The following is a 25,932-nucleotide window of genomic DNA, read 5'->3' as shown; positions in this document are numbered from 1 at the left end:
ACGCAGTTCATGACGGCTACTTATGGCGAAGCAGCGCTACGAACTATGCGAGCAGAAACTTGGGATTTACTCAATTCGTTCGCTAAACGATGTGCTTGGTGTTTGTAAAGCGGATACTGTAGCGTTGCGGGTAGTTGGTTCATTAGCGTTCTTGCCATATACATATCACAGCCAGCAACCCTAGAGATTACCGCCGCACCTTCAAATACAGCTTCTGATGAATTAGCTCTTTCGATTTGTACAAACCATTGACCAGCTGTAATATTTCCCCGTTCTACTCGTTGCAGTCCTGCAATTGTTGCCAAAACCACCAAGCGATCGCCTACAACCAGCTTGGTATCATCAGAAGGCATAAACTTAGCAATTTGATGCCCGGCTTTAGCGTGGTAAATTGGTACAACTCCATAGCCGTAAGCAATCTCTGCAAGCAATCTGCCGTTGAGGGTATCGTTGGCTTCGATTTGATATTCCGTGACTAGTGTGGTTTGCTTGTTTAAGCTAAACAAATTCAGGACATTTTCACCAAACGCCGCCGCTGCAAATGCTTCAGCTGCCACTGCATAAACACCTAAAACCCTGGCATAGGGCAGCAGTCGAGCCACGTTTTCGCTGAAACGCGGGTCAAAGGTGCGGATCGTCAAGTTGGCTGTGGGGTTAACAGCATGGGTTCTCAAGCCAATTTCTAGGTTTGCTACTTCATCATCGGTGACGACAATTACACTTTTGGCAGTAGTGATATTGACTCTATTCAGGGCATTTCTAATATTTCCCGAAATTAGGGGCATTTGTGATAGCACGCCTGGTTCTAGGTCGGTGTTGTGAACTCCTACCAAGGGTTGTCTGAGTTCTTGCAGCAGTTGTGCCACTCGTTGACCTACTCTCCCCAAACCAATCAGCACTACATGGTCTGCTTTGGGAACCGGAGGACGACGCTTGGTAAACTGGAATCTGGCAGCTAAAAGGCGCTCAGTCATGATGGCATAGAGAATGCCAACAAAAACCGTCCCTGCGACAGTCAGGCTGATGCTAAACAGATGCAGCCACCAGGGAATTGGAAAGGATAGTTGTAGTTGACCAAATAAGTTGTCGTAGCCACCGATGCTCAGAACGAGGGCGACATTCAGGGCATCTTGCCAAGTGATGTTGGGATATTGCGACTTGTACAGCAGCGTTCCACATAAGAATAGGTTGACGATGAAAATGCCACTAACAAAGGCTACGCGACTGGTTTGGCTGCTCTCTTCCCAAAACTGGGTCAGCTTGCTACGCAGATTTTGCCACGTCATACCCGTAACCAGCGCACTGCACAATTGCCTAATACTTGTGACAGGTCGTGCTGAGCGAGCAACTAAATTTTCGGTTGCTTCAATATAGGCAATAGTATCTCCTGGGAGAACTTTAGTATCTGGTTCCCATTGGTAAAATCGCTTTGGTAAAGGTTTTCCTGCCCTTGTGTGGGTGAGAACTCGTCTGTTTGCACTATTGATTTCGTCAAGTTGGCGGTGATGCCAACGATGGGAAATATCGATTGGCACTCTTACCACTCGCAGTAACCGATTTTCTAGAGTGAAAAATCCTCTAGTTTCACTACTTAAGGCTGCTAGTGCAAAGCTTTTGGCTGGTAGTTGAGTGGCTTCAAAGGCAACAAAATTACCCAGGTTTTGGCTCAGTAACTCATTGAGATTGTCTTGGGCTGAGCGAATCACCAAGCGAATATCGGGATTGAGCGATCGCGCCGCAAATGCCGCTGCAATATTCACGCGTTCATCACTGGTTACAATTAGAATTGCCCGACACTGGCGAATTTCCCCTTGTTCTAATATCTTGAGTTGGCGGCAGTCACCAACGATCAATTTGTCTACTAAGTCAGGTAAGTCCGGGATTTTCCAATTTTGAATATTTGCTAGTTCAATAGCATTTACCTTTACCCCAAACTCTTTGAGCACAGATACGCAATACTGCCCTAGGTTGCCAAGACCACAAACTAAGAAAGAATTTGCACTTGTTGTTGCATTCTGTACCATAATCAAGACTGTCAAGGTGTACTGTACAGTTTTTGTTCTTTTATAAGCGCAATTTAGTTAGATGTACTGAAAAAATTATTTCATATTATCTGGGTGTAGAGCGACAGATTTTTTGGCTACGTCGGCAGATTGTTTGTCACAACTTACAATCCTTCTGCATTGCCTATCTAAATAATTTCTATAATCCAGTATTAAGAATATTGCAAAATTAGATTTTTATCAGCAGAGTTTATAAGTATGTAGAATTGACTTGGAATTTGTCGCTGCGGTCAAATAATTCGTTGAGCTACATTACTATTACAAACATCAAATAAATATCGCCTTCCTGCAATTGCACCTTCGGCACAGTGAGCAATCGCAGGCACGACAGCATAATACTATTGCGAAGTAATGGCTAATTTAATCCCTTATATACTAAGCTTTTTCACTATGTTAAATAAATTACTTTTTTAGTTTTTGATTACTAGCACCGATTTACATAAGTCAAATTCTAAAAGTCACAAATATTCAATTTATTTAAGCCTATTGAATAGGCCGATCTTTCCTGGACACAACAGGCATGAGATAAACTTGTCTTTAATTGAAGTTTTTAAAATACTCTAATTGATATAGAGTAGTCAATATATCATCACTAAAATTGTGTTTTTGTCATAACTAATGTAGTTAAATTATTGACGTTTTTATTAACTAAACTTTCGACAGTAGAGAGAAACTCATGCTCTAAATAAGGTTTGGTCAAATAAGCCTGTACGCCTAGTTCTTGAGCAAGTTGGCGATGTTTATCCGCACTGCGGGAAGTAAGAATTATTACTGGTATTTTTACAAAATTTGGGTTTTGTCGGAGATTGCCTAATAACTCAAAACCATTCATTCGCGGCATCTCTAAATCGGAGATCACAACCTGTATTTCGGGATGTTGTTGCAACTGTTCTAGAGCTTCTACGCCATTTTGTGCTTGTATTACTTGATAGCCTGATTTTTGCAATGTGAGACAAAGGGTTTGCCGAAGACTAATTGCGTCATCTACTATCAAGACTACTTTTGGTGTTTTGTTATATGGTTCTAGAGACTGAATTAGTGGTTGTTCTATAGTATCTGTGGAAGCAGAAGCACTTAGTAATGGGATTGATGGAGCAGTATATCCTGATATCTGCAAGGGATTTTTCTTAGTAGAATAAGCTGCTGGTAGTGCTGTAATATCAAGAGTTGCTTGCATTTCGTTAGACTCCAACAGTAGGGCACCATCAATTACTAAGATGAGATTACCATTGGCTAAGCTACTACAACCATAAATATATTTTGGTGGAGCGATCGCATTTCCTAAAGGTCTAATTACCAGTTCTTGTTCGCCAATTATTTGGTCAATTTCTAAACCAAAAATTCCTTGATTTCGCCGCAGTAAAAGTACCGGACTTTTCATGATTTCTGTGTCATGAGTAGTTGGCATACTGGGTAAACTTGCACTGTTGAAAAATGAACTGTGATAATACATCAAATCTGAAAGATGATGCATGCTGACCATAGCTTCATCTTGGTCGGTGTTCCAATGCAAGACTTTTTTACCTTCATACTCCTTAATTTGCTGAGCAGAAGGAATTAATATTTTTTCGATACTATCCAAAAGCAAGGCATAAACAATACCTCCAGACTGGACTAGCATTAATTTATCTGTAGTCATAGAAAAAGGAATCTTAAGTATAAAGGTTGTTCCTTGATTGGGCAAGAATTGAACTGAAACTGAGCCGTTAAGTGCCTGCATCTGTGAACGTACAATATCTAACCCTATACCACGTCCAGAAATTTTACTTACTTTATCAACAGTGGTAAATCCGGGCGAAAACATTAAATCTAAAAGTTCGGATTCAGTTAAATTAGCAGCATAGATATTAGCTTTTTCTTCCGTTTGTAAGTGATAAATTTCAATAGCTTTTTTACGAAGTTTTTCCAAATTTAAACCCTGTCCATCATCTCGAACTTCGATAATAGTTTGGCTTCCTTGATGATAGGCATGTATTTCGATTAAACCTTGTTTTGCTTTACCACTTTCCTGGCGAATTTGTGGAGATTCAATACCATGATCGAAAGCGTTACGTACTAGGTGTAATAAGGGTTCATAGAGCTTTTCAGCTATGGCTTTATCTACTAACACTCCTGTGCCTGTGAGTTTCAATTCTACTAACTTGTGATAAACATTACTTAAATTTTTGATCGTCTGGGGAAAGCGATTGAGGATATTTCCCAATGGTAACATCCGCGCTTCTACTAAATTATCGATGATACTAAAAGCTAAACTCTGTTTTTTGTCACTAATTTGAGTTGCTTGTTTGAGGAGTAAGTCAAGAGATTCTGTAGTTTCTTGTAGCTGTAGCGTCTCTTCTATGGTTTCATGTAACGTCAAATTAAATTCTGTATATACATCCATTTCTAGAGAATCAAAGTTCACACTAGCAAAATTTTGTGTGTATTGTAATGTAAAGTTTTGTCTCTGTAAAGGTAGATCGCGTAATTGATTTAAAGTTTCTTGATGTCTATTAAGTCGTTGCAATAATTGTTCAATAATTTCTTGTATTTGTTCATCATGTAAAGTCCGTCGTTTTTGATGAATTAGCAATTCTCCTGCTAAATAATTGATGCGTTGTAGCCCCTCTGTATCCACACGCACAAACGAATTTTGTCGATATTTTTTACTTTTAACAGACTGGGATTGTTCTTCTATTTGAGCGTTAATTTTTATAGTTGAGCCAGGAATATTCATAATATTATTTTCATTGGCAGACCATGGTTCAACTGCTTTTAAATAATCCTTAATCTGATATTTTTCTGTAATTTTGTTAGTTTCGATTTCCTCATTAATATTTTGATAAGCTTCTTCTCCCCATATTGCCTCTACAAGATTATCACTTGAATAAGATATATTTTTAACAAAGAGCAATTTTTTTAACTTAGGATTATCAAGCCAATTTTTTTCTTTAGCAGTTACAGGAGGATATTTTTTATATTCTTTTGCTAATTGGCTAATTTTGTTTTGCAACTTTTGGATCAAAATAACGTTGCTGTCATTTTTATGTGCAGAATAGTGAAATTTAGCAACAGCAAGTAAAATGATTAAAATGACACCATGGCGATAAAGACAAAGATTGTAGCTATCTTCTTCATCTCGGACAAAATCCAGAAATTTGCCTAACCAATTTTCAATATAACTAAATTGGGTTTCTTCATGATTGTTGGAAATAAGTAAAGTCAGCGCCAGTTCTGACTCTGGTACTTCCATCTGATGGTTAAACCAACCTAAAATATACTGAATTACTTTTAAATACAACTTGGCAGTTGTTGGTTTTATGCGTTCATTTTTAGTATTGCCAGATGCAGTTAAAAATCGGCAAAATTCTTCTCCAATACTTACAAATGCAGGCTTGATATTTGTTGTAGCTGGTGTATCATATGAATCGGCATGTGATTCCACAGATGCCACTATTGCAAGTTTTTGTAACGCTGGAGAAGGTGTTCCGCCAGAAGTGCGATCGCCTGCTAGTACTTCTTTTTGTGCTTGCTGTAAATCTGTAAGAGCAACTTCTGCAATTTGGCATACCTCGGCAGGATTTGCTTGCAGTGCTGCTAGAATTGTTTTGGCAATTTCTCCAAATCCAGGTAAGTTTAAAGATTCTGCAAGTCCAAGAAAAACTTCAGCTTGCGAGACTAAAAAATTTAGTAAATTAGCATTATCTGGAGGATTGCTAACTGTTTCTACAAGACTTTTGAGGCGTTGCTCTACTCCCACTTCAAATATTGATTGAACAATATCAAATCCTAATTCCTGGGAAGTGGGAATATGAGTATCAGCGCCAAAATCATCACCAAGTTTTGCTTGCATTTGGGCAAAAACTGAAGTAGCTCGCTGAATAATTTCCTCATCATTTATACTACTTATTCTTAATTCTTTAGTTAATGCTAAGTTAAGACATTCGTAAGCTTGTAGTAAGAGGGTTTGCAATTCAGCATCAATTACCAGATTTGGGTTGTACAGAGCTTTAAATACATCTTCTAGAGAATGGGATATCGTCTGAATTAGTTCTATTCCAACGGTAGCCGCTCCACCTTTAATTGTGTGAGTTGCCCGCATCATATTATGTATTTTGGTAATGTTATAACCTTCGGACAAGCTAAACAGTTCTTGCTCGATAGTTTGCACTAATTCTGGTGCTTCTGCCAAAAAATAGATGTAGCCTTGTTCGCGAATTTCTGCGTCTGTAATCATAAAAAGGGAGTTAAAAGTTACTCAATTTATGGAGTTCTCAGTTGTTTTTACTATTGAATTCAAAATACGAATGATTTCGTCTGCATAAGCGAGTTCATTTGTTAAATCAATATTTACTAGTTTTGAATGTTATAAAAAATAATACTTTCTACCATTTTCTATCCCACTGGCTGCCACTCAAAACTCACAGTTAAGAGTTAATGGTAAAGTTTTGAAGCTGGGATTTTCAAGCCTATGTTTTCAACTCCCAACTCCTGTACAGACGCGATTAATCGCGTCTGTACTCCTAACTCTTTTTTAATTGACTTTAAACTTACTTGCTGTCGATAATAATTCTTGCGCCATTCCTAATAAATCTTGGAAGACAGTAGCAATTTCTTGCGATTCAGCAAATGTCTTGTCAGCAATTTCCGCGACATCTTTCATTGATGTTGTTACTGTTACAGATTGTCCCATTTGTTTATGAGTAGCTGCGGTAATTTGTTGGATTAGCTGACTAATTTCGGCAGTTGCAGAAACGATCGCATTTAAGTTTTGGCGAGTTTCACTGACAAGATTTGTTCCTTCTACTACCTGCTGAATACCAGCTTCCATCGCTACGGCGACTTCTCCAGTTTCTGCTTGAATCTCTTGGACTAATTTTTCAATTTCGATGGTGGCTGCTGCTGACTGGCGAGACAAAGAACGAACTTCATCAGCTACCACTGCAAAGCCTTTACCATATTCACCTGCACGGGTGGCTTCAATCGCTGCATTCAAAGCTAGTACGTTTGTCTGTGTGGCAAAATTGCTAATTAAATTCACCACCTTGGAGATTTTTTGCGAAGATTCGCTAAGGCGTTTAATCTTTTTGCTAGTTTGGGCGACGGTATCGCGAATCGTTTGGATGGCTTTGACAGTTAAGTTCATCGCGGTATCGCCAGACTCTACAGTTTGGTTGGCTTGTTGCACCGCTGCTTGCACCAACTCGGCGTTAGCCACTACAGCTTGAGTAGAGTCCACCATATGTTGAATTTCGCCCAAAGCTTGGGTAATATCATCGGACTGTTGTTTTGCTAGATTGGTCAGTCCTGCTAGTGAAGTATTGCTGTCGCCAGAGGTTTGGGCAACTTGTTGGGCAGCTGCTTGGACTTGGATGACAATTTGCCGTAGTGCTTGCAGGGTATTATTGTAAGCATCAGCGATCGTGCCTAGCTCGTCTTCTGTAATTGGCGCACGTACTGTTAAATCACCGTTTAGGGCAGGTCTAAGGGCTGTCAAAAGTTGAATCGAACGTTGTTGTAGTAATTCCTTGTCTGCCTTTTCCCGGGCTGCTGCTTCTGCTAATTTTGCTGATTGCGCCTGTAGTTGTTGCAAATATTCAGTTTGTTGTAATGCCTGTCCCAACTGGTCGGCAATGCGTGCTAACAAAGTGACTTGCGATTCTTCCCAATCACGAGTGCCAGAATTTTGGTAAGCTGCCAAAAAGCCCCACAATTGCTCGCCAAAAAATACAGGCACAATTACATAAGCTTTGACTTCAAGCTGCTCTAACATTTCAACGTAGCAGGGAGAATAACCAGCCTGATAGATGTCATTAGCTACAGAGCTTTCACCTTTAGCATAGCGACCTCCCTGAGTTTCTTGTAAGTAAGTATCTTCACTGAGGGCTTTGATATCAGAACCTACCAGTTTTACCCAACCATGAGCTACTGACTCAGCGACAAATTCACCACTCCAGTCGGGTTTGAAGCGAAAGACACCGACGCGATCGCATTTTAGTAATTGCCGTACTTCTTGAGTGGTTGTTTTGAAGATGTCTTGTGCATCTAAGGATTGCCGAATGCGATTGACTATTTTAGTGACAGCTTTTTCTTGTTCGGCTAACTGCGCTAGTTGTCTAGATTTCACCCGCACTTGTTCGAGATATTCTGCCTGTGATATCGCTATACCAAATTGCAAGCTAATTTGTGTCAAAAAGTTAACTTCCCAAGGTTGCCAATCACGAGAGCCTGAGTTTTGATAAGCTGCCAACAAGCCCCACAATTGTTCGCCAGAAAATACAGGTACAATCACATAGGCTTTAACTTCCAACTGCTCTAACATCTCCACGTGGCAGGGAGAATGACCCACTTGATAGATGTCATTAGCAACCAAGCTTTCATTTTTGACATATCGACCCCCTTGATTTTCTTGCAAGTGAGTATCTGCCAAGACAGTTTTAATATCAGGGCCTACCAATTTTACCCAACCATTACTCACTGACTCAGCGACAAATTCACCACTCCAGTCGGGGTTGAAGCGAAAGACACCGACGCGATCGCATTTTAGTAATTGCCGTACTTCTTGAGTGGTCGTTTTAAAGACGCTATCTACATCTAAAGATTGACGGATGCGGTTAACGATCTTGGTTAAAGCTTTCTCTTGTTCAACTATCTGAGTTAGTTGCTCAGATTTTGTATGCACTTGTTCTATATATTCTGCTTGGGAGATAGCCACACCAAATTGCAAGCCAATCTGAGTCAAAAAGGCTTCTTCCCAAGGTTGCCAATCGCGAGACCCAGAATTTTGATAAGCTGCTAGCAAGCCCCATAATTTTTGCCCAGAAAATATCGGTGCAATGACATATGCCATCATTTGATACTGCTCTAAAATATCAACGTGGCATTGAGAATGGCCTGCTTTATAGATGTCATTAATTACAAAACTTTCACCCTTGGCATAACGTCCTCCTTGGGTATCTTGCAGGTGAGTATCTTCCCAGACCATATAAAAATCAGGGCCGACCATTTTTATCCAACCATTACCCACTGATTCAGCGACAAACTCGCCACTCCAATCTGGTCTGAAACGATAAACACCGACGCGATCGCATTTGAGTAATTGCCGCACTTCTTGAGTGGTTGTTTGGAACAGTTTATCGACATTCGATACCCGCAGAATCTTGTCAACGACTTTAGCTACTGATTTTTTTGCTAATGTTCGCTGATGCAATTCTCTTTGAAATTCAAAGCTCTGCAATCTATGAGCTAGTTCTGTTGTAACTTGAGATAGCAGAGTAATTTCAGCTTCTTGCCACTGGCGTGCAGAAGTACAGCTGTTAACTGCTAGTAAACCCCATATTTGACCTTGTAGTACAATCGGTAAACTCAAACAGGCTTTGACTTGAAATTTCTCTAGCAGTTGTTTTTGATGTGGTGTGAGTTGTATCTGATTGATATCGTCAACAGCTACAGGTTCTAAATAGTCTTGATTGCTATATAAACCAAAAAGAATTCCGGGAATATTTTCGCCATGAGTAGGTGTCCAACCTAGTGTTCTCGATTCTGCTAAAACAGTACCGGATTCCAGCGAATTAAATTGATAAATCAAGGCGCGATCGCTAGCAATTTTCTCCCTGACTTTTGTTACAGTAACTTTCAGGAGTGTATCCATATCTGAAGGTTGGCGCATCTGAGTAACAATTTCTTGCAATTGCTGTCGCCAAATTTTAAACTCTTGAGAAACTACATTTAATGGAGATAAATTATTAACAGTCATTTCCTGATTTTCTAAAGATTTAACTTCAGAAAGTAGATGTTCATTTTCCTGACTTTTATGATAAGCGATCGTCATTTCCAAAAACCTCAACTTCTGTTATTATCAGATTAATAATTTACTAATTAAAAGCTCGATATTCTAAGGTATTTTTGAATTAAACTTGATACCAGCAAATGTATAATGCTCTCTCCCTTAGAAGTATGACTGTCAATTATGAATAGCCCACATAGGAGACTGAATAATTGCTACTACATCTAAACTAAACATCATCTCCTCAGCATTATTAATAAAGTATCCTCGTAAAAAAGGTGTCATTTTCGAGTAAAATAACTCAGTAGATGGAGCTTTCATTTGACTAGTATCAAGCCACTCAATATCCATAAATTGCCGCACTAATAGTCCCAAAAATTTACCTTCTATCTCTAATACAATAACCATCATTTTAGAGAGAAAATTTCCTCCTTGCGAAAGTGATGAATAACCTAGCATCTCCTCTAAATCAACCAACCAAAGCATCTCGCCACGCCAGTTGTATATACCTAAAACACAACTCGGCACTTGAGGCACGGCACATATTTCCGCCAATGATATTTGCACAACTTCTGTAACGTGCTGCAACGAAATTACTGCTGTATCTCTTACTCCTAAATTAAAACTTAAAAATTTTTGCTTGTCCAAAGTAATTTGTCCTTTAATTGTTAATAATTTTTTGATTTACTATTGTATATACTTTTATTTGCTTAATTGCTTTAAAATTAATATGAGTTCTTCTTGATTAATCGGCTTAGAAAGGTAAGCTTCTGCACCTAACATATTGCTCCAAATTTTATCTACATCGCTATTTTTTGTAGAGCAAAAACCATAGGTATCTTACTAGTATCGGGATTATTTTTTAGCTCTCTACAAATTTAAAATCCGCTTTTACCTGGCAAAATTACGTCGAGAAATATTAGGTCTGGCTTAGTTCTGTCTGTTTTGACTTGAGCTTCTTCACTACTTATAGCGCTTATCACAGAATAACCTGCTTGTTGCAAGTAACGGCTGAGGATTTCCATATTAGTCAAACCATCTTCAACAACCAAAACGGTATTCATAATAACTATCTATCAACTTATCCTAAAGATGAAAAGCAAATTTCAAAGGTGAATCAAAATTAGATAAATACAAAAACTTGTATTTATCTAATTTTGATTCATCATTGCTATATATGACTCAGAAAAAATACTTAATCTTCACATCTTTCACATTGATATTAAAAGCCACAAAAATATTTTATGACTCCAACAAATAGTAGAGACTATAGTCATTAAATCCAAAACAAAATTTTTTTAGTATGACTATAACTAATACTAATTTTTGATTTTAGATTTTGAAGTTGCGATTAAAATTTTTCAGAAAAAGTTTTCTCCTGTCAGGAATCTGAACAAATACTACCTATCCAAATTTTGTACAAGTGCTAACCTAATACTGAAAACCTATTTTGCCCATCAAATTTTGGATTTTATATTGTTCAATCAAAAATCTTAAATCTTAAATTTAAAATTCTTCTGCCTCCTAAGGACAAACCTTTAAAGAAGATTGAGGTTTGCTGTTAACTTGAGGAGGAGCCTGTACAGGTAGATACTTACGTACTACACTCATGACTTTATCGGTTGCTACAGGTTTAGTAAGAAAATCTGTAGAACCAACTACCTTAGCACGGACTCTATCTAAAAGACCGTCGTTGCCCGTTAAGATAATCACGGGTGTATTAGCGAAGGCAGAAATTCGTCGCAACTGAGTACAGATTTCATAACCGCTGGCGACTGGCATGATCAAATCTAAGAAAATTAGATCTGGCTTATCTTGAATGATAGTTGGTAGAGCTTGTACAGCATCTTGGATCTTGATAAACCTTAAGCCATTTGAGGTGAGAATTTCCTCTAACATTTTACAGACTTGAGGGCTATCATCCACACAGGCTACCAGTGGGGCAGTCGATTTTTTTGGTTGTGTGGAGATATTGTTTTTTACATCCGTAACTAGCAAAGGCAAATCGGGTACTTCTACTAGTTCAATAATGCCTTTGAGAATATAGGGAAGTAACGAACGAGTGACAGGCAAAACACTCTGCTTCATTTTTGCTGCTAAATCCCGCAGTGTGTGTTTGCCGTTAATCAAAGTTACAAAGTTTTTGTAGACAGATGGACTTACCAACTGCTGGAGTTGTTCTGGTTTCCGCAAGATTGGTGCTAAGTCAGGAGCAAAATTCGCTAAACCAGCTTCTGACCACATCTTCCACGAGTCCTGCATATACTTCATAGACACATCTGCGCTCGTGAAGCTCATTGGTGTTTCTAGAATGACTTCTTGATTGCGATCGCAACTTCCAGCCACAAAATTTGTCTGCTGTGCTAGGTCAAATAAAAGTTCTGCGATCGTATTTTCTACAATAGTATTAATTTGTTCTCGTTGAATTTTTTGTTTTTTATACAAAATCTCCCAGAGGCGATAATCCCAGTAACTAATTGATATGTCTTGCTGGCGTAACTGCATTTTATCCACATCAATTTGTGGGCAATGTTGAGCCATATAACGCCGCCAACGTCTAAAAGGATGAGTTCCCCCTGTTGCCCAAACAATTCGTCCTAACCGATAGTAAAAAGTCCATTGATTTCCTTTTGAACTCTTAATATTTAACTGCCCATTATATTGCAGTTGAGTACAGTTTTTAAATTCATTAAGTATATTATTCGATACCATCAGTTCCGGGTGGGTCATACTTTGTTCCCTGAATTAAGAAGTAAGTCAGCCCTTTCAAAACCCACACTAGTTATATAGTTATCTGCAAGCATATTTACGATCGCAAATAAAATCGGCAAGCTAATTCTGATAGCAGCCCATTTATTTTAGATGTGGTGGTATATAGCTTTCTTGAGTCAACATTGAGAGACTCAACAGAAGTGAGGAGACAGCAAATGCAGTACTAGTAGAGGAGCTATCTCATACAGAATTTCCTCTCAAATGACTCTACTGCCTCACTAATTTTCACCTCTCAAGTAAGATTGCTACACTCCAAGATTAAGATGCATTCATTAGTGTTATATCATTATTAAGCACTTTGATGCTAATTCATAACCGTGGAATTTCTGATTTTTATTTAAAAAGATAGTGTGTTATGTAAATTTTTGATTGTCTTATTAGACTTTCAAACATGTTAAACTATTGTTACAAAATTTATATTTATTAATAAATATTGTATTTTAAGCGTGAATAAGCGAAATAAATTATTATTACTAATAATATTTATAGTTATCTATCAATGATGTAGAGTTGCTGAATGTCGTTATCTGAATTTCGTTGAATTAAGGAATATTACAATGGTAAGTTTCCACATATTTTTAGCAAATCAAATGGACAAACAGTAAAACTCTACACTGCTAATAAACTTTTTATTTAATCCTGAAACACCATAATATTACCAGAATAGCAAGCTACCCAAACTTCCCTAGTTTCTGGATCGTAAGTAATCCCAATTGGATTGGCATCAACATTAACTTTTTGGATTACTTTCATGTCACTGGTGCGAACTTTACTGACTGTGTTGTCCCCGTAATTAACAACGTAAAGCCGTTGACCATTATCCGATAGAACCATGCTACGCGGAGCATTACCTGTGGAGATTTTATTTATTAACTTACCATTTGGCAAACTAATTTTGGCAATTTTACCTTCACCATTCAATGAGGCGTAGAGATACTTACCTGCGGGGTCTATGTTCAGATGCCGTGGTGACTGACCAATATTTCTTAGCCATTTAACCGAAAAATTTCTGAGATTTATTTCCGCTATTTCGTAAGAACCCATTACGGCAACATAGGCTTTTTCTGAAGCGGCATCCACAACAATTCCTCGAGGATATGGGCCTAGTTTAATCCGTTTAATTTCTTGATTCTTTTCAGTATCTACAACACTTAAGTCCCAGGAACACCAGTTACTAACTAGTACCAAACGCTCATCGGCTGAAGTTGCTACAAATTTTGGCACAGACCCAACTTGAATTACACGATCGATATCTAAAGTTTCAGTATCAATTCGATACAAAAAACTTTTGTCAGTTTTTTGAGATGGGCTGCATTTATCGCTACCAGGCCTGTTAAAACCAGGACCATACATTTTGTAGTTAGAAACCCAAGCATACTTGCCATTATGGGAAAAACTGGCCTCGACAGGCGCACCTTTGTAATTACCTTTAAAGTTTGAATAACCGTATTTGGATAAATTTACTTCATCAGGAATGACTTTGACTAACTCATACTCTCGGTTGTATACAGTTATCGTATGGTTATACATCATGTTTTGGGCAAAGAATAAACCATTACCCGAATACACTACCGATTTGGGTGAAATCTTGCCAGAAATAGTTTTTGTGAGCTTCATCTGGCTTTGAGGACTGGGAAAAGTTTTCTGGATATCCTCTTTTTTGTCGTGATTTTTTAGTTGTTTAGGGATTTCAGCAACCACAGGATACGAAGGAGTAGCTTGGGAAGCTGAGGATATCGGTGTTTCTGGACTAGATTCTAGTGCTGATAGTGTCTTTGGGCCAGCAATGCCATCAACAACTAGTCTATTGGCTTTTTGAAATCTAATCACAGCCGCTTCAGTTGCAGCATTAAAATATCCTGTAATGGGTTCTTTAAAGTATCCCGCTGTATGCAGTTTTTGCTGGAGGGAAATCACTTGAGAACTGTTGACACCTCTTCGCAGAAGTAAAGGAGAGACAGCCAATTTTGCTTGCTCATCATTGACTGAAGAAGACGGGGCAGTGTCTTGGGAGAATGAAGGTTTTGATGTTCCTAAACCAGATTCCAGCACTGATAACGTCTGGGGGCCAACAATCCCATCAGCGATTAATCCATTGGCTTTCTGAAATTTAATTACAGCTGCTTCTGTTACGGGGCCGAAATATCCTGTGATAGATTCCTGAAAGTATCCAGATGCTTGTAGCTTTTGCTGGAGGGCTGTCACTTGCGAACTTCTGTTACCCTTTTTTAAAGCTAGAGCTGGGTTAGACCAGCTAAAACAACCCAGACCAACCGCAAAAGAGGCCAAGAGCATCAACGTTCCTCTGCAATCCTTTGCCCACTCTAGTTCTCGGAAAAATAAATCGGAATCAGCAACAACTTGCAGTTCCGAATTAGCAGCAGCCTCATAAGTTTCGGCTAAATGAAGGTAGGCAAGTGTGTCCATAGTTAAGGAATAGCCAAAGCAAGGCTTAAATAGTAAAAAATGTTACTTACATCTAAATAATTATACTTGTAAAAGTATAGGTGTTAAATGAGTATGAAAGTTTTTCTGCCTCTGTTTACCAAACTGTTTAGTCTGATATGCCTCATCAATTGCATCTGCTAATGAAAAATGAGGAATAGGTGGGCAAAAAGCCCACCTTACAGAAAGCAACTGTAGCTTCTCTATTAGTGATAGATCCGTCAGCTAGGACAATACTCTATGAGTTTTCAAAGTTGTTCTTAGCTGGTTACGTGGGTTATTTCAAATGCTGTCAATGCGTAAGTCCTAACAACTATACCGATTCTCCATGAAGATATACTTAATGTTTATTAAACCTGTTGTTAGATACGCTGACAATTTTGTAGTGTTTTGTGAATCTAAAGAATCTTCCCTGGAATCAGTTTCCTGGAGACAGCGCCTTGCTTTGGTTGCCAAAGTTGTAGCAACTGTCATCCTCTAGCATAGCTGCCTTTGTTTTTAACGCACTATAGCTATACACTTTTCATCACTGCATAGTGAATCCTTGTGGCCCGATCGCCTTTTCCAAATCAGCCCCTTGGAAGTTTGCGCCTAATATATTCGCGTCTGTGAGATTTGCTTTCTCTAAGTCCGCATCAAATAGGTTAGCTCTCTCCAAGTTTGCTCCGATGATGTTCGCTTTGCCCAAATCTGCACCTTGTAGGTTTGCACCTTGCAGATTAGTTCCTTGTAAGTTTGCTCTTTCTAAGTCAGCACCTTGTAAGTTTGCATTTTCCAGATTTGCAGCAGGCAAGTTTGCATCTTTGAGCGTAGCTCCCATGAGGTTGCACCCTACACATTCGTTAGTTTCTAGTAAATGCCTAACGTTTGCTGCTACGGATGTTATGGGAACAGCTGTATATTGCGTGGTTACGGGTGGTGTTTGTAATTGAGCGCTAGCACTAGGCTGGTTAAGTAGAGAAAATGCCCCTACAAGTACCAGAAATACTGCGCTGACGAGCCAGTTAGTTAATTTTTTTGAAGTTGATTTATTCATAAGACTTCGGCGGCTTTGCTTCTTAGAACCGCCACTAAACTGCTTGATGTTTTTACTTTAAATAAGTCGATTAATAATATCAAATACTATCTTTATTCCAATTGATAAATTCAAGTGATTAAACACTATTTTTTCCCACTGCCAATCAGAGACATTATCCTCCATCGAAATAGTAGGGGAAATGAAGAGATGGGGGAAAAGACTTGTAATAAATTCCCCTCTGCTCCTTTACCCCTCTACCTTCTACTTATCAACGTTGGCTAGCTATGTTCGGCTGACCTAAGTAGCTATACACGAGTCGGGAAACTTGACTAATAAAAGCCTTACCTCTTAAATCGTTAAAAGGTCTTCTCACCATAATGCCTGCTAAATAGCGTTTACCCGACGGCATCTCAATAATACCGGCATCACCGAGAAGCACTCCCAACGTTCCAGTTTTGTGAGCTATTACTGCGCCTTTACCAAGTCCAGAAGGTAGTAAGCTTCTGTTTTCGACACGACGCATCAGACTCAAGACCTGGCTACGACTAGAATTACTCAGTACTTGATTGTTCTGATTAACAATTAGCGCTGACAGTCTGACCAAATCTTTAGCGCTAGTTGTGTTAGTACCCTTGAAGTCGCCAAGCAGATTCCGAATCACAGTGTTTTGTAGTCCCCAGTTCCGGAAACGCTGATTTAACTTAGCCTTACCACCTAAGCGGTCAATAATCATGTTGGTAGCGGTATTGTCGCTGATGGTAATCATTTTGGTAGCAGTGTCCAAAAGACTAAACTTAGTTCCAGGTCGTTTGTACTGTATTACTCCTGAACCCCCAGTCATTAAGTCACGCCGCATAACCAAGCTTTCATTGAGCTTGACTCTACCTGCATCCACTTCTTGAAATAACGCCACCAAAACAGGAAACTTAATTGTGCTAGCAGCTGGAAATGCTTTCTCACCGTTAAAGTCCAGATAGTTACCAGTGTCTAAATCCAAGAAAAACATTCCCGGTTCCAGAGAACCGTAACGAGCCATCAATCCTTTAACCTGAGAACTTAGCTGCGATATTTCTCTGCCTAAAGGAACAACGCCAGCAAAAGGAGAAACACCACCTATGGTAACAGGAATCTTTTCTTCAACAGAGGACGCAATATTATCATTGCTGCGCTCAATTGATGCAAAGTTAACTATCCAGTGAGAGGAAGAGTCACCTTTAATGAGCAATTTTTCAGGAGAGATTGTGTATCCAGGTGCTAATTCAACCACTAATCTGGTTGTGTCGGAGTCAACTTTTCCAATGCGTATTTCTTGAACTTTTGAGCCAAAGCGTTGACGAACCGTATTTCCATCGAGTTGGGTTTTAGGAAGGTCAATAACTAGTCGCGTTGGATTATTAATTAAAAATGCTCTTGGTTGAACTCCCGACTCTGTAGTGATGTTGAGTTGATTTTGTGCGGTGTCAAAGTACCAAGATTCTAAACTAGCTGCTTTGGCAGCAGAAGAAAGCAGCAAAATGCTGATAACGCTAGGCAAGAAAAAGCGTAATCTCATTCGTGTGATTTATGAGCGACAGTAGGATTTACTAGCACAAATTTTCCTCGCTTCCCCGGTATATCCGGAAGAAAGCAGATGAAAATAAGTGATAATTTTTTAGTCAAGACATTGATAGCACAAAATAGTTCCACTACAAAATAAAAAAATTTTGACTGATATTTATGCTTTATTTATTTTCAATCAAAATATTGGGGTTTAATTGCTGAAAAATCAATATATTCAGGCTGAGAAGCTGAAATAAACGTAAAAGTATTTTCAGAGGTTCAATACCGATGATTTTTGATGAAAATTACAATATTTAATCCGAAGGCAGAAGGCATAAGGTTGAAAGTAAAAATTTAATCTTTCCTAGTCCCAATTCCTGTACAGGTGCAAGGCCATGCGCCTCTTTTAACGTTTTCATCTGGTGTAAGCTGTTCATGAGGGCTACTTAACCAAAGTTGACTGCGATCGCTAGCTTTAGATAAATTAACTTATTTAAGCAAACCAGAGGTGATAGGAGATTATCTCAAAGCTGCGGGAGGACGCAATTTACCAGTACTGAAACCAGTTTGGCAAGATCCTTTTTGGACAAATCCCAACGCTCCGCATATTTCAGCTGCTGCTAGGACAATACTTGAGGGTCAAACTCGCCTGTATTATAGTTCCCAAAACCCAGCTCATAGCATAGTTTTAGATGAGAATGTTTGGGGTAAGGCTTTAACTCGTATAGTTTTAGATCGTATCACTCCCGAGCAAGCAGCCGACGAGGCGATCGCCCGCATTCAGCAAATTTTCCCCCAATGGCGCTAATTCAAAACAACTAATTTTTTACTCAATTCCCGATTCAAAGATAATTACCTCAATCAGCAACAACAAGGAGATTCAAGGTGAGCTGCTGTGAACATAGTATTTAAAAGAAAATTTTATCAAATTATCAAATATTTTAAGCATCAGCAAATATTTCATCAAAACCATAATTCAGTACGCAAGCAAACTCAGCTCCGCCAAAAGTTAAATCGTTGTTATGTACTCATAGCATTAATACTTAATTTGATTTTTATTGCCTGTACTCATACGTCGAAATCAGACCTATCTTCAGTTATTGCACCTGCTAGTACTGGCAAAACTTTGAAGATTTGGTGTGATAAGGCCTTCACCGTAGAAGAAGATGAAGCACTCCAGCAGATTGTTCGCAACTGGGAAAAACAAACTGGTAATAAAGTTAAACTTTCTTTTTATACTAACGACGAACTACCACAGAAAACTCAAAGAGCAATTCAGTCTGGCAATCCACCTAATATTATGATGGGTTACAATGCTGAGACAGAGCTAAATCCACGGCTTGCTTGGGCAGGCAAACTAGCAGATGTTTCAGATGTAATTGAGCCAGTTAAGAGTTTTTTTTCTGAAGGTATACTAAAAGCTGTTTACTTTTATAGCAACGTTACTAAAAAACAAAGCTACTATGCAGTACCAATTCATCAAGGAACTATTCACATCTTTTATTGGCGGGATTTACTCCAGCAAGTAGGTCGGAATGAAAGTGATATTCCGAAAGATTGGGATGGTTTTTGGGAGTTTTGGAAACAAGTGCAGGATGACCTCCAAGGACAACAAAAACAAGATAAAAAATCAAAAATTTACGGGTTAGGATTTCCTTTCTCTATCGGCGCTTCCGATACTTACTACTTATTTGAGCAGATATTAGAGGCATACGATATTCAACTTCTAGATGCACAGGGTCAACTTCGACTCGATGAACTGAACGTGCGTCAAGGTATTGTGAAAAGTTTAGATTGGTATACAAAATTTTACCAGCAGAGTTATGTCCCACCAGATGCAATCAAATGGTTAAATCCAGACAATAATCGCAAATTACTGAATCGCGCTTTGGTGATGACTCCCAACGTCACGCTGTCGATACCTGTTGCTGTTCGTCAAGACCCTAACACCTATTATAAAAAGCTGGGCACTATGGAATTTCCTAATAAACCCAACGGGAAATCAATGCGCTACTTAGTCACCCTGAAAGAAGCGGTTTTATTGGCTAAGTCTCAGAACCAGAAAATCGCTAAAGACTTTCTCGCTTATTTAATCCGACCAGAGGTAACAGAAAAATATCTCGAAGCTGCTGGAGGTCGTCATTTTCCAGTCATGAAGCCAGTCTGGCAAAACTCCTTTTGGACAAATCCCATTGACCCGCATATATCGACTGTTACTAAAACATTAGTTGCGGGTGAAACGCGCTTTTATTACAGCATCCAAAACCCAGCTTATAGCTTAGTTTTGGCAGAAAATGTCTGGGGTAAGGCTCTCAATCGAATTGTTGTCAATCATATCACTCCTGAGCAAGCAGCTGATGAAGCGATCGCACGCATCAAGCAAATTTTCGCCCAATGGCGCTAAGAAGATCGGGAGTGGGCAGAGGCGCAAGGCCTTGCGCCCAGATAGGATTAGGGAGTAGTGTAAAATGCAAAATTACAGTTAAGACTTTTCATCCAAAATCTAAAATCCAATGGATTTCAAAGTCCCTAACTTATGAAGTTCTGGAATCATTATTTAACCACTAGAGTCGCCAATTCTTTCTTACTCCTGTCCCTAGTGACTGTTGGTGTGGTGGGAGGAGTTGCTTTCTTTAAAGCTAGGGAGGCACTAAAGCAAGCTGCTTTTAACCGACTTAGTGTTGCTGCTACTCTCAAAGAAGAAGAAATTGCCCGTTGGTTTGAAGATCAACAACGAGATTTTTTGCTCATAACTCAGTTTCCAGACATCCAAAGCAATCTAAACATCATATTTAGTTCCAAACAACGCTCTGATGCAAATTATCGTGCATCACAAAAAATTCTTTCAGATTACCTGAAGGCTGTAGCCAAAATCAAGCCTAGTTTTAAAGAAGTTTTTATTCTTGACCGCAGTAATCAGATTATCGTATCTACTAATAAGAGTCGCGAAGGCGACTACGAAATTTTAGCTAACGTTACCTACTTTGAAAAAAATGAGATTGGGGATTCTTTCGCCCCGATTTTCTATGTTTCACCTCTGACTAGTAAACCATCAGTCACCTTGGCAACACCTCTACGTAACAAAGCCGGAGTCCGCCAAGGTGTAATTTTAGCTCACCTGAACTTAAACAGAATTGATAGTATTGTCCGCGAACGTACAGGCTTGGGTAAAAGCGGCGAAACCTACTTAGTAGGATCTCTAGTCACTAAAAACACTTTTATCTCGAAAGGGCAAGCCAACAACCAAGATTTTCCTGAAGGAATTAGCAGCCAAGGCATTGATGCAGCCATGAGCGGAGTTAGTGGTTCTGGACTTTATAATAACTACGCTAATGTGCCAGTAATTGGAGTCTATCACTGGCTGAATGACCAAGACCTAGCTTTATTGGTGGAGATGCATCAGGCAGAAGCATTTGCCCCAGCTCGCCAACTGGCAGGGTCAATTGTGCTAGTAGGACTGGTGTCGGTAGGAGTGCTATTGCTCGGAGTGTATTGGCTGACGCGGCAGTTGAAAATTTCTCGCGAACAGCTAGAAAATTACAGCCACAGATTAGAGGTAAAAGCCCAAGAAGCTGAAGCTGCCAACCGTGCTAAAAGCGAATTCTTGGCAAACATGAGCCACGAACTCCGCACACCCCTCAATAGCATACTCGGCTTCACTCAGATTATGATCCGCGATCGCTCTATCAATCCTTCTCAGTTAGAACATCTGGAAATTATTAATCGCAGTGGCGAGCATTTGCTGACCTTAATTAATGACGTATTGTCAATGGCCAAAATTGAGGCAGGTCTGACAACACTCAACGAAAACAGCTTTAACCTACACAGTCTGCTTGACTCACTCGAAGAGATGTTCCAATTAAAAGCAGAATCCAAAGGTTTACGGCTAATTTTTGAGCGCAGCCCCGAACTTCCCCAATACTTGCAAACAGACGAAAGTAAATTGCGTCAAGTGCTAATTAACCTTCTTGGTAACGCCATCAAATTTACTGAAGAAGGTGGTGTAACACTCCGCGTCAGAGCAAAGACTGCAAATGGAGAAACTTCTAATTCTCAGTCTCCATTGCCCTTAATCCCCAGAGGGGGCCCTGAGTTCCCTAATCCCCAGTCCCCACCTCCCACTCACCTTCACTTTGAAATAGAAGATACTGGTCTTGGTATTGCACCCGATGAAGTGGAAAAATTGTTTAGACCCTTTGTCCAAACCGAAGCTGGTCGGAAATCTCAGCAAGGAACAGGTTTGGGTTTAACCATTAGTCAACAATTCGTGCGTTTGATGGGTGGACATATTACTGTCAGCAGTACTTTGGGTCAAGGAACTATTTTCTCTTTTGAGATACAAATTAGTCCAACCGCAGTAACTGAAGTTCAAATTCTCCAACAAAAACGAAGAGCGATCGCTCTAGAACCCAATCAACCAAAGTACCGTATTTTAGTAGTTGAAGATAAATGGGAGAATCGTCTACTCCTAGTCAAAATGCTGGGTTCACTTGGCTTTGAGGTGCGCGAAGCAGAAAACGGTCAAGAAGGGATAAACCTTTGGGAAAGTTGGGAACCGCATCTGATTTGGATGGATATGCGAATGCCCGTGATGGATGGGTATGAAGCCACAAAACAGATTAGAGGTACTCTAAAAGGCCAAGCTGCTGTCATCATTGCTTTGACTGCTAGCGCCTTTGATGAGGAACGGTCTGTGATTCTATCTACAGGCTGTAATGACTTTGTACGTAAGCCCTTCCGCGAGGAGGTCATCTTGAACAAAATGGCTAAATATCTGGGGGTGCGTTATGTCTATGAGCAAGCAACTATTAAACAAGAGCAATTAGGAAAAAATTCACACCATCAGCTTTTATCATTAGAAGGGGCGCTAGCTCGGATGCCCTCTGCGTGGATAGCACAGCTACACCAAGCAGCTCTGTGTACTGATGAGAAGCTGATTTTCAGCTTGCTCGAGCAAATTCCTGAAGAATCAGCTTATTTAGCACACGCCCTGACTGATTGGGTCAATAACTTTCGCATTGATAAAGTCATTGATTTAACACAACCAGAAAACAATGGATAACGATCGAGTTCAGCTGCCGAAAGCAAATATTCTGGTTGTTGACGATACTCCAGACAATCTGCGACTGTTATCTGCTATGCTAACTCAGATGGGGTATGAAATCCGCAGAGTCATTAACGGACAAACAGCTTTAAAGACAGCCCAAGCTGCCCCACCAGATTTAATTTTACTTGACATCATGATGCCAGATATGAATGGCTATGAAGTTTGTCAACGCCTGAAAGCTTCCGAGAAAACCCGCGATATTCCAATAATATTTATTAGCGCTTTGGATGAAGTACTCGATAAAGTCAAAGCTTTTGCTGTTGGTGGGGTCGATTACATCACCAAACCTTTTAGCGAAGAAGAGGTTTTTGCTCGTGTAGAGAATAATTTGACTATTCGTAGGTTGCAAAAGCAACTCACAGAGCAAAATATACTTTTACAACAGGAAATTCGCGATCGCCAAAAAGCAGAATCAGCACTGCGGCTTAGTCAGTTTTACTTAGACAGATTTAAGGATTCGATCTTTTTTGTGAATTACGATGCCCAGTTTGTTTACGTAAATGAAGCAGCTGGCCGTAATTTAGGCTACTCTCGCGAACAATTGCTGAACATGTCTGTTTATGATATAGACCCAAATTATCAGGAAGCTAAGTGGCGATCGCATTGGCAAGAAGTGAGAAGCAAAGGCTCTTTAGTGCTTGAATCTACTCACCGAACTCAAGATAATCGCCATGTCAACGTAGAAATCAGCGTCGATTATCTAGAATTTAACGGACAAGAATACCATTGTGCTAGCATCCGCTATCTTAACTCTGAGTAATTTTGAACAGGCGATCGCTGTGGATTAGAAGTAATTATTTTAATAAGTTTCCCTTGCTTGTTTAGAAACTACATCACCTACCCTATGTTAATTGTTGGATTCAATTCATAGCTGCGATTCATATAAGATTAGGCAGAAGCATAACTTGTTGGAAGTTATTAATTCAAAGATTTCTGAAAAAATTTGGTATATTTTAAAACTTTATTACAAATAATTATACTTATGTACTGCTGCTAACCTAAAAGTTTAAAGTATAAAGTTAGTTTTCGCGTTTCAGTGCATTTAATGTGTGGTATGGGAGTTACGAAAATGTTTTTTTTAAAAAAATTATTGACTAGTCCAATTGTGACAGTTGCTGCGATCGCTACTTCAGTTATTAGTATTAATCCTTCTCAAGCAACAATTATAGATAGTTCAACCACACCTCAAGCAACTCCCACTCAAACATTTCCTCATCAAGAACCACAAATTACTAACGAGTCACACCCGATCGAGCTTCAAATTCCTGTTATAAATCAGGTAAATACAAAAACTTTCCCAGCTTCTGTCATTTTTTTTAACCAATCTGCTCAAACATCTTCAAATACTTCATCAAGCTTAAATCTAGCAAATACTAGTCAAGTAGAGTGGCTGCCAAATAGTTCTGCTCCTGTTAACTTTTATTCAGATAATAACGTCAAGCCAAACTACAACTTTGACGAAGAGAATAGCAATACTGATGAAAGTTTAGGGCAAATTAATAGTGTTTCTCAGTTTTCTGATGTACAATCAACAGACTGGGCATTTGCTGCTTTGCAATCGCTAGTTGAGCGTTACGGTTGTATTGCTGGATATCCTAATGCTACATTCCGTGGAGATCGTGCTTTAACCCGTTATGAATTTGCCGCAGGTTTGAATACTTGTTTAGACCGGATAAACGAACTGATTGCTACAGCGACAAATAATCTAGTTACTAAAGAAGACTTAGTATCTTTAAAGCGCTTACAAGATGAATTTTCTGCCGAACTGGCAACTCTGCGCGGTCGTGTAGATACACTAGAAGCTCAAACAGCGGAAATAGAAGCAAATCAATTCTCTACCACCACCAAACTGTTGGGTAATTTAAGAGTTCAAACTAATGCTTATTTTTCAGGAGATGGTAATCCCCAAGCTAACGTTCAATACAATCTCTTCTTGGGCCTGCTGACTAGCTTTACAGGTCGAGATTCGTTATTTACCGCTATTGGAGCCACAAGCTCTGCATTTCCTGAGCTAGCAACAAACAACAATGGCAGAGATGTCGGTTCTACAAGAGAAGGTTCAAGCGATACCACTGGTTCAGGCGATACTCTTAACACTTTTAGAATACTCGGTTTGGAATATCAATTTCCAATCGGTGAAAATTTATTAATAAATGTGGTTGCAGCTAATAGGTATCGTTTTAGTCCAATTTTACTCTCCCAGTTTCTTCCTTACTATCGCCTTGGTAGCGGCCCTACTAGTGCTTTTGCCGAGGCACCCCCTATTTATTTAGTGGGGGGAGGGGCTGGTATTGCAGCCAGTTATAAGGTTGTAGACTCAACAGTACTAACTTTGACCTACTTAGGAACTTTTGCCAACGAGTCCCAAGCAGGGGGTTTGTTCAATGGAGACTACGTTGCTGCTGCCCAGATTAACTACAACCCCAATCCTGGCTTGTTTTTGCAACTTTTATATCAACACGGCTACTTTAATCCTGGCAATTTTGGCTTTAATAATGGTCAAGTTTTCAGAGGCAATGGTTTTGTCGGTACTGCCCTGGCAAATCGTTTTGATGATGCTGGTGTTTTGTTTGACGAAGCATCAGCGGTTAGTAGCAATGCTTATCAAATTGGTGGCTACTTCGCTATAAGTCCGAAAGTGGTAATTGGGGGTTGGGCTAACCTCATCCAAGCCAGACTACTTGGTAAAGGAGATGCTGATATTTGGACTTACTCAGTGCAAGCTGCCTTTCCTGATTTGTTTAAGAAAGGAAACCAAGGGGGATTAGTTGTAGGCATGGAGCCGACTCTTACGGGTCTAAGAAGCGACATACCATATCCAAAGTTTAAAAATGATACATCACTGCATATCGAAGCTTATTATCGGCATCAGCTTTCAGACCAAATCTCTATAACTCCCTCTTTGACTTGGATTACAGCGCCAAACCAAGATGCTAACAACGAAGATATTATTATAGGTGGTTTTAGAACGACGTTCAGCTTTTAGCGTTCGCGCTAGCTTGAAAGTGCTGAGCGCTGAGGAGCCAGCGCCGTGCGGGGGTTCCCCCCGTTGAGGCGACTGGCGTTGCTGAGTAGCCAGTAGTGGCATGGCAAGGCTAAAATGTTGCATTAAAAATCTCTGAAAAATTGAAGTTTAGACACATAATCGAATTTTTCTATTGCACTACTTTAGCCTTGACACGCCAGTAGTGGCGTGTCAAGGCTAAAATGTTGCATTAGAATC

13 protein-coding genes and 1 pseudogene are annotated in these 25,932 nt (G+C 39.5%); 5 read left to right on the top strand and 9 right to left on the bottom strand.

The annotated features are described in order from the left end of the window. Positions 1-20 precede the first annotated feature (20 nt). The 9 genes and pseudogenes from RMY31_RS09480 to RMY31_RS09440 form a co-directional block, all read right to left on the bottom strand. A complete protein-coding gene (locus tag RMY31_RS09480; RefSeq protein ID WP_322664360.1) occupies positions 21-2,024 on the bottom strand; it encodes a potassium channel family protein in 2,004 nt (667 codons plus the stop codon). Positions 2,025-2,655: 631 nt separating this feature from the next. After that, a complete protein-coding gene (locus tag RMY31_RS09475) occupies positions 2,656-6,279 on the bottom strand; it encodes a hybrid sensor histidine kinase/response regulator (RefSeq protein ID WP_322664362.1) in 3,624 nt (1,207 codons plus the stop codon). Positions 6,280-6,576: 297 nt separating this feature from the next. Continuing rightward, positions 6,577-9,873: a GAF domain-containing protein gene (locus RMY31_RS09470; RefSeq protein ID WP_322664364.1), complete on the bottom strand. Its 3,297-nt coding sequence runs from the start codon at positions 9,871-9,873 to the stop codon at positions 6,577-6,579. Between the two features lie 132 nt (positions 9,874-10,005). Then, the gene (locus tag RMY31_RS09465) at positions 10,006-10,476 is read right to left on the bottom strand and encodes a chemotaxis protein CheW (RefSeq protein ID WP_322664366.1); all 471 of its coding nucleotides are present in this window, start codon (positions 10,474-10,476) and stop codon (positions 10,006-10,008) included. Positions 10,477-10,530: 54 nt separating this feature from the next. After that, a pseudogene (locus RMY31_RS09460) lies at positions 10,531-10,892 on the bottom strand (response regulator transcription factor). A gap of 460 nt (positions 10,893-11,352) precedes the next feature. Next, positions 11,353-12,558: a response regulator gene (locus tag RMY31_RS09455; RefSeq protein WP_322664368.1), complete on the bottom strand. Its 1,206-nt coding sequence runs from the start codon at positions 12,556-12,558 to the stop codon at positions 11,353-11,355. A 675-nt stretch (positions 12,559-13,233) separates the two neighbouring features. Further along, entirely contained in the window at positions 13,234-15,027 is a 1,794-nt protein-coding gene (locus RMY31_RS09450) for a peptidoglycan-binding protein (RefSeq protein ID WP_322664370.1), read from the bottom strand. A 544-nt stretch (positions 15,028-15,571) separates the two neighbouring features. Beyond that, entirely contained in the window at positions 15,572-16,081 is a 510-nt protein-coding gene (locus tag RMY31_RS09445) for a pentapeptide repeat-containing protein (protein ID WP_322664372.1), read from the bottom strand. A gap of 250 nt (positions 16,082-16,331) precedes the next feature. After that, a complete protein-coding gene (locus RMY31_RS09440) occupies positions 16,332-17,615 on the bottom strand; it encodes a serine hydrolase (protein ID WP_322664374.1) in 1,284 nt (427 codons plus the stop codon). 495 nt (positions 17,616-18,110) lie between these two features. Here RMY31_RS09440 and RMY31_RS09435 point away from each other — a divergent pair, with 495 nt between their 5' ends. From RMY31_RS09435 to RMY31_RS09415, 5 genes are all read left to right on the top strand, one after another. Next, complete coding sequence (locus tag RMY31_RS09435) at positions 18,111-18,410, top strand: hypothetical protein (RefSeq protein ID WP_322664376.1); 300 nt, start codon at positions 18,111-18,113, stop codon at positions 18,408-18,410. Between the two features lie 87 nt (positions 18,411-18,497). Further along, complete coding sequence (locus RMY31_RS09430; RefSeq protein ID WP_322664378.1) at positions 18,498-20,006, top strand: ABC transporter substrate-binding protein; 1,509 nt, start codon at positions 18,498-18,500, stop codon at positions 20,004-20,006. 132 nt (positions 20,007-20,138) lie between these two features. Beyond that, positions 20,139-22,664: a hybrid sensor histidine kinase/response regulator gene (locus RMY31_RS09425; RefSeq protein ID WP_322664380.1), complete on the top strand. Its 2,526-nt coding sequence runs from the start codon at positions 20,139-20,141 to the stop codon at positions 22,662-22,664. Then, on the top strand, positions 22,657-23,469 hold the full coding sequence (locus tag RMY31_RS09420) for a response regulator (RefSeq protein WP_322664382.1): 813 nt from the start codon (positions 22,657-22,659) through the stop codon (positions 23,467-23,469). The genes RMY31_RS09425 and RMY31_RS09420 overlap by 8 nt, the downstream gene beginning before the upstream one ends. Positions 23,470-23,799: 330 nt before the next feature. After that, positions 23,800-25,695, top strand: coding sequence for an iron uptake porin (locus tag RMY31_RS09415; protein WP_409877814.1), 1,896 nt, complete (start codon positions 23,800-23,802; stop codon positions 25,693-25,695). Positions 25,696-25,932: the final 237 nt, after the last annotated feature.

The sequence above is a fragment of the Dendronalium sp. ChiSLP03b genome, assembly GCF_034531165.2.
Taxonomy (GTDB): domain Bacteria; phylum Cyanobacteriota; class Cyanobacteriia; order Cyanobacteriales; family Nostocaceae; genus Dendronalium; species Dendronalium minutum.
The sequence above is the reverse complement of the archived record's forward strand: the minus strand, read 5'-3'. Positions and strand labels throughout refer to the sequence as shown.

What these genes read in the sequence shown, in the direction of transcription:
- RMY31_RS09480 (WP_322664360.1), bottom strand. Translation starts at nt 2,024, where the DNA reads ATGGTACAGAATGCAACAACAAGTGCAAATTCTTTCTTAGTTTGTGGT.
- RMY31_RS09475 (WP_322664362.1), bottom strand. Translation starts at nt 6,279, where the DNA reads ATGATTACAGACGCAGAAATTCGCGAACAAGGCTACATCTATTTTTTG.
- RMY31_RS09470 (WP_322664364.1), bottom strand. Translation starts at nt 9,873, where the DNA reads ATGACGATCGCTTATCATAAAAGTCAGGAAAATGAACATCTACTTTCT.
- RMY31_RS09455 (WP_322664368.1), bottom strand. Translation starts at nt 12,558, where the DNA reads ATGACCCACCCGGAACTGATGGTATCGAATAATATACTTAATGAATTT.
- RMY31_RS09450 (WP_322664370.1), bottom strand. Translation starts at nt 15,027, where the DNA reads ATGGACACACTTGCCTACCTTCATTTAGCCGAAACTTATGAGGCTGCT.
- RMY31_RS09445 (WP_322664372.1), bottom strand. Translation starts at nt 16,081, where the DNA reads ATGAATAAATCAACTTCAAAAAAATTAACTAACTGGCTCGTCAGCGCA.
- RMY31_RS09440 (WP_322664374.1), bottom strand. Translation starts at nt 17,615, where the DNA reads ATGAGATTACGCTTTTTCTTGCCTAGCGTTATCAGCATTTTGCTGCTT.
- RMY31_RS09425 (WP_322664380.1), top strand. Translation starts at nt 20,139, where the DNA reads ATGAAGTTCTGGAATCATTATTTAACCACTAGAGTCGCCAATTCTTTC.
- RMY31_RS09420 (WP_322664382.1), top strand. Translation starts at nt 22,657, where the DNA reads ATGGATAACGATCGAGTTCAGCTGCCGAAAGCAAATATTCTGGTTGTT.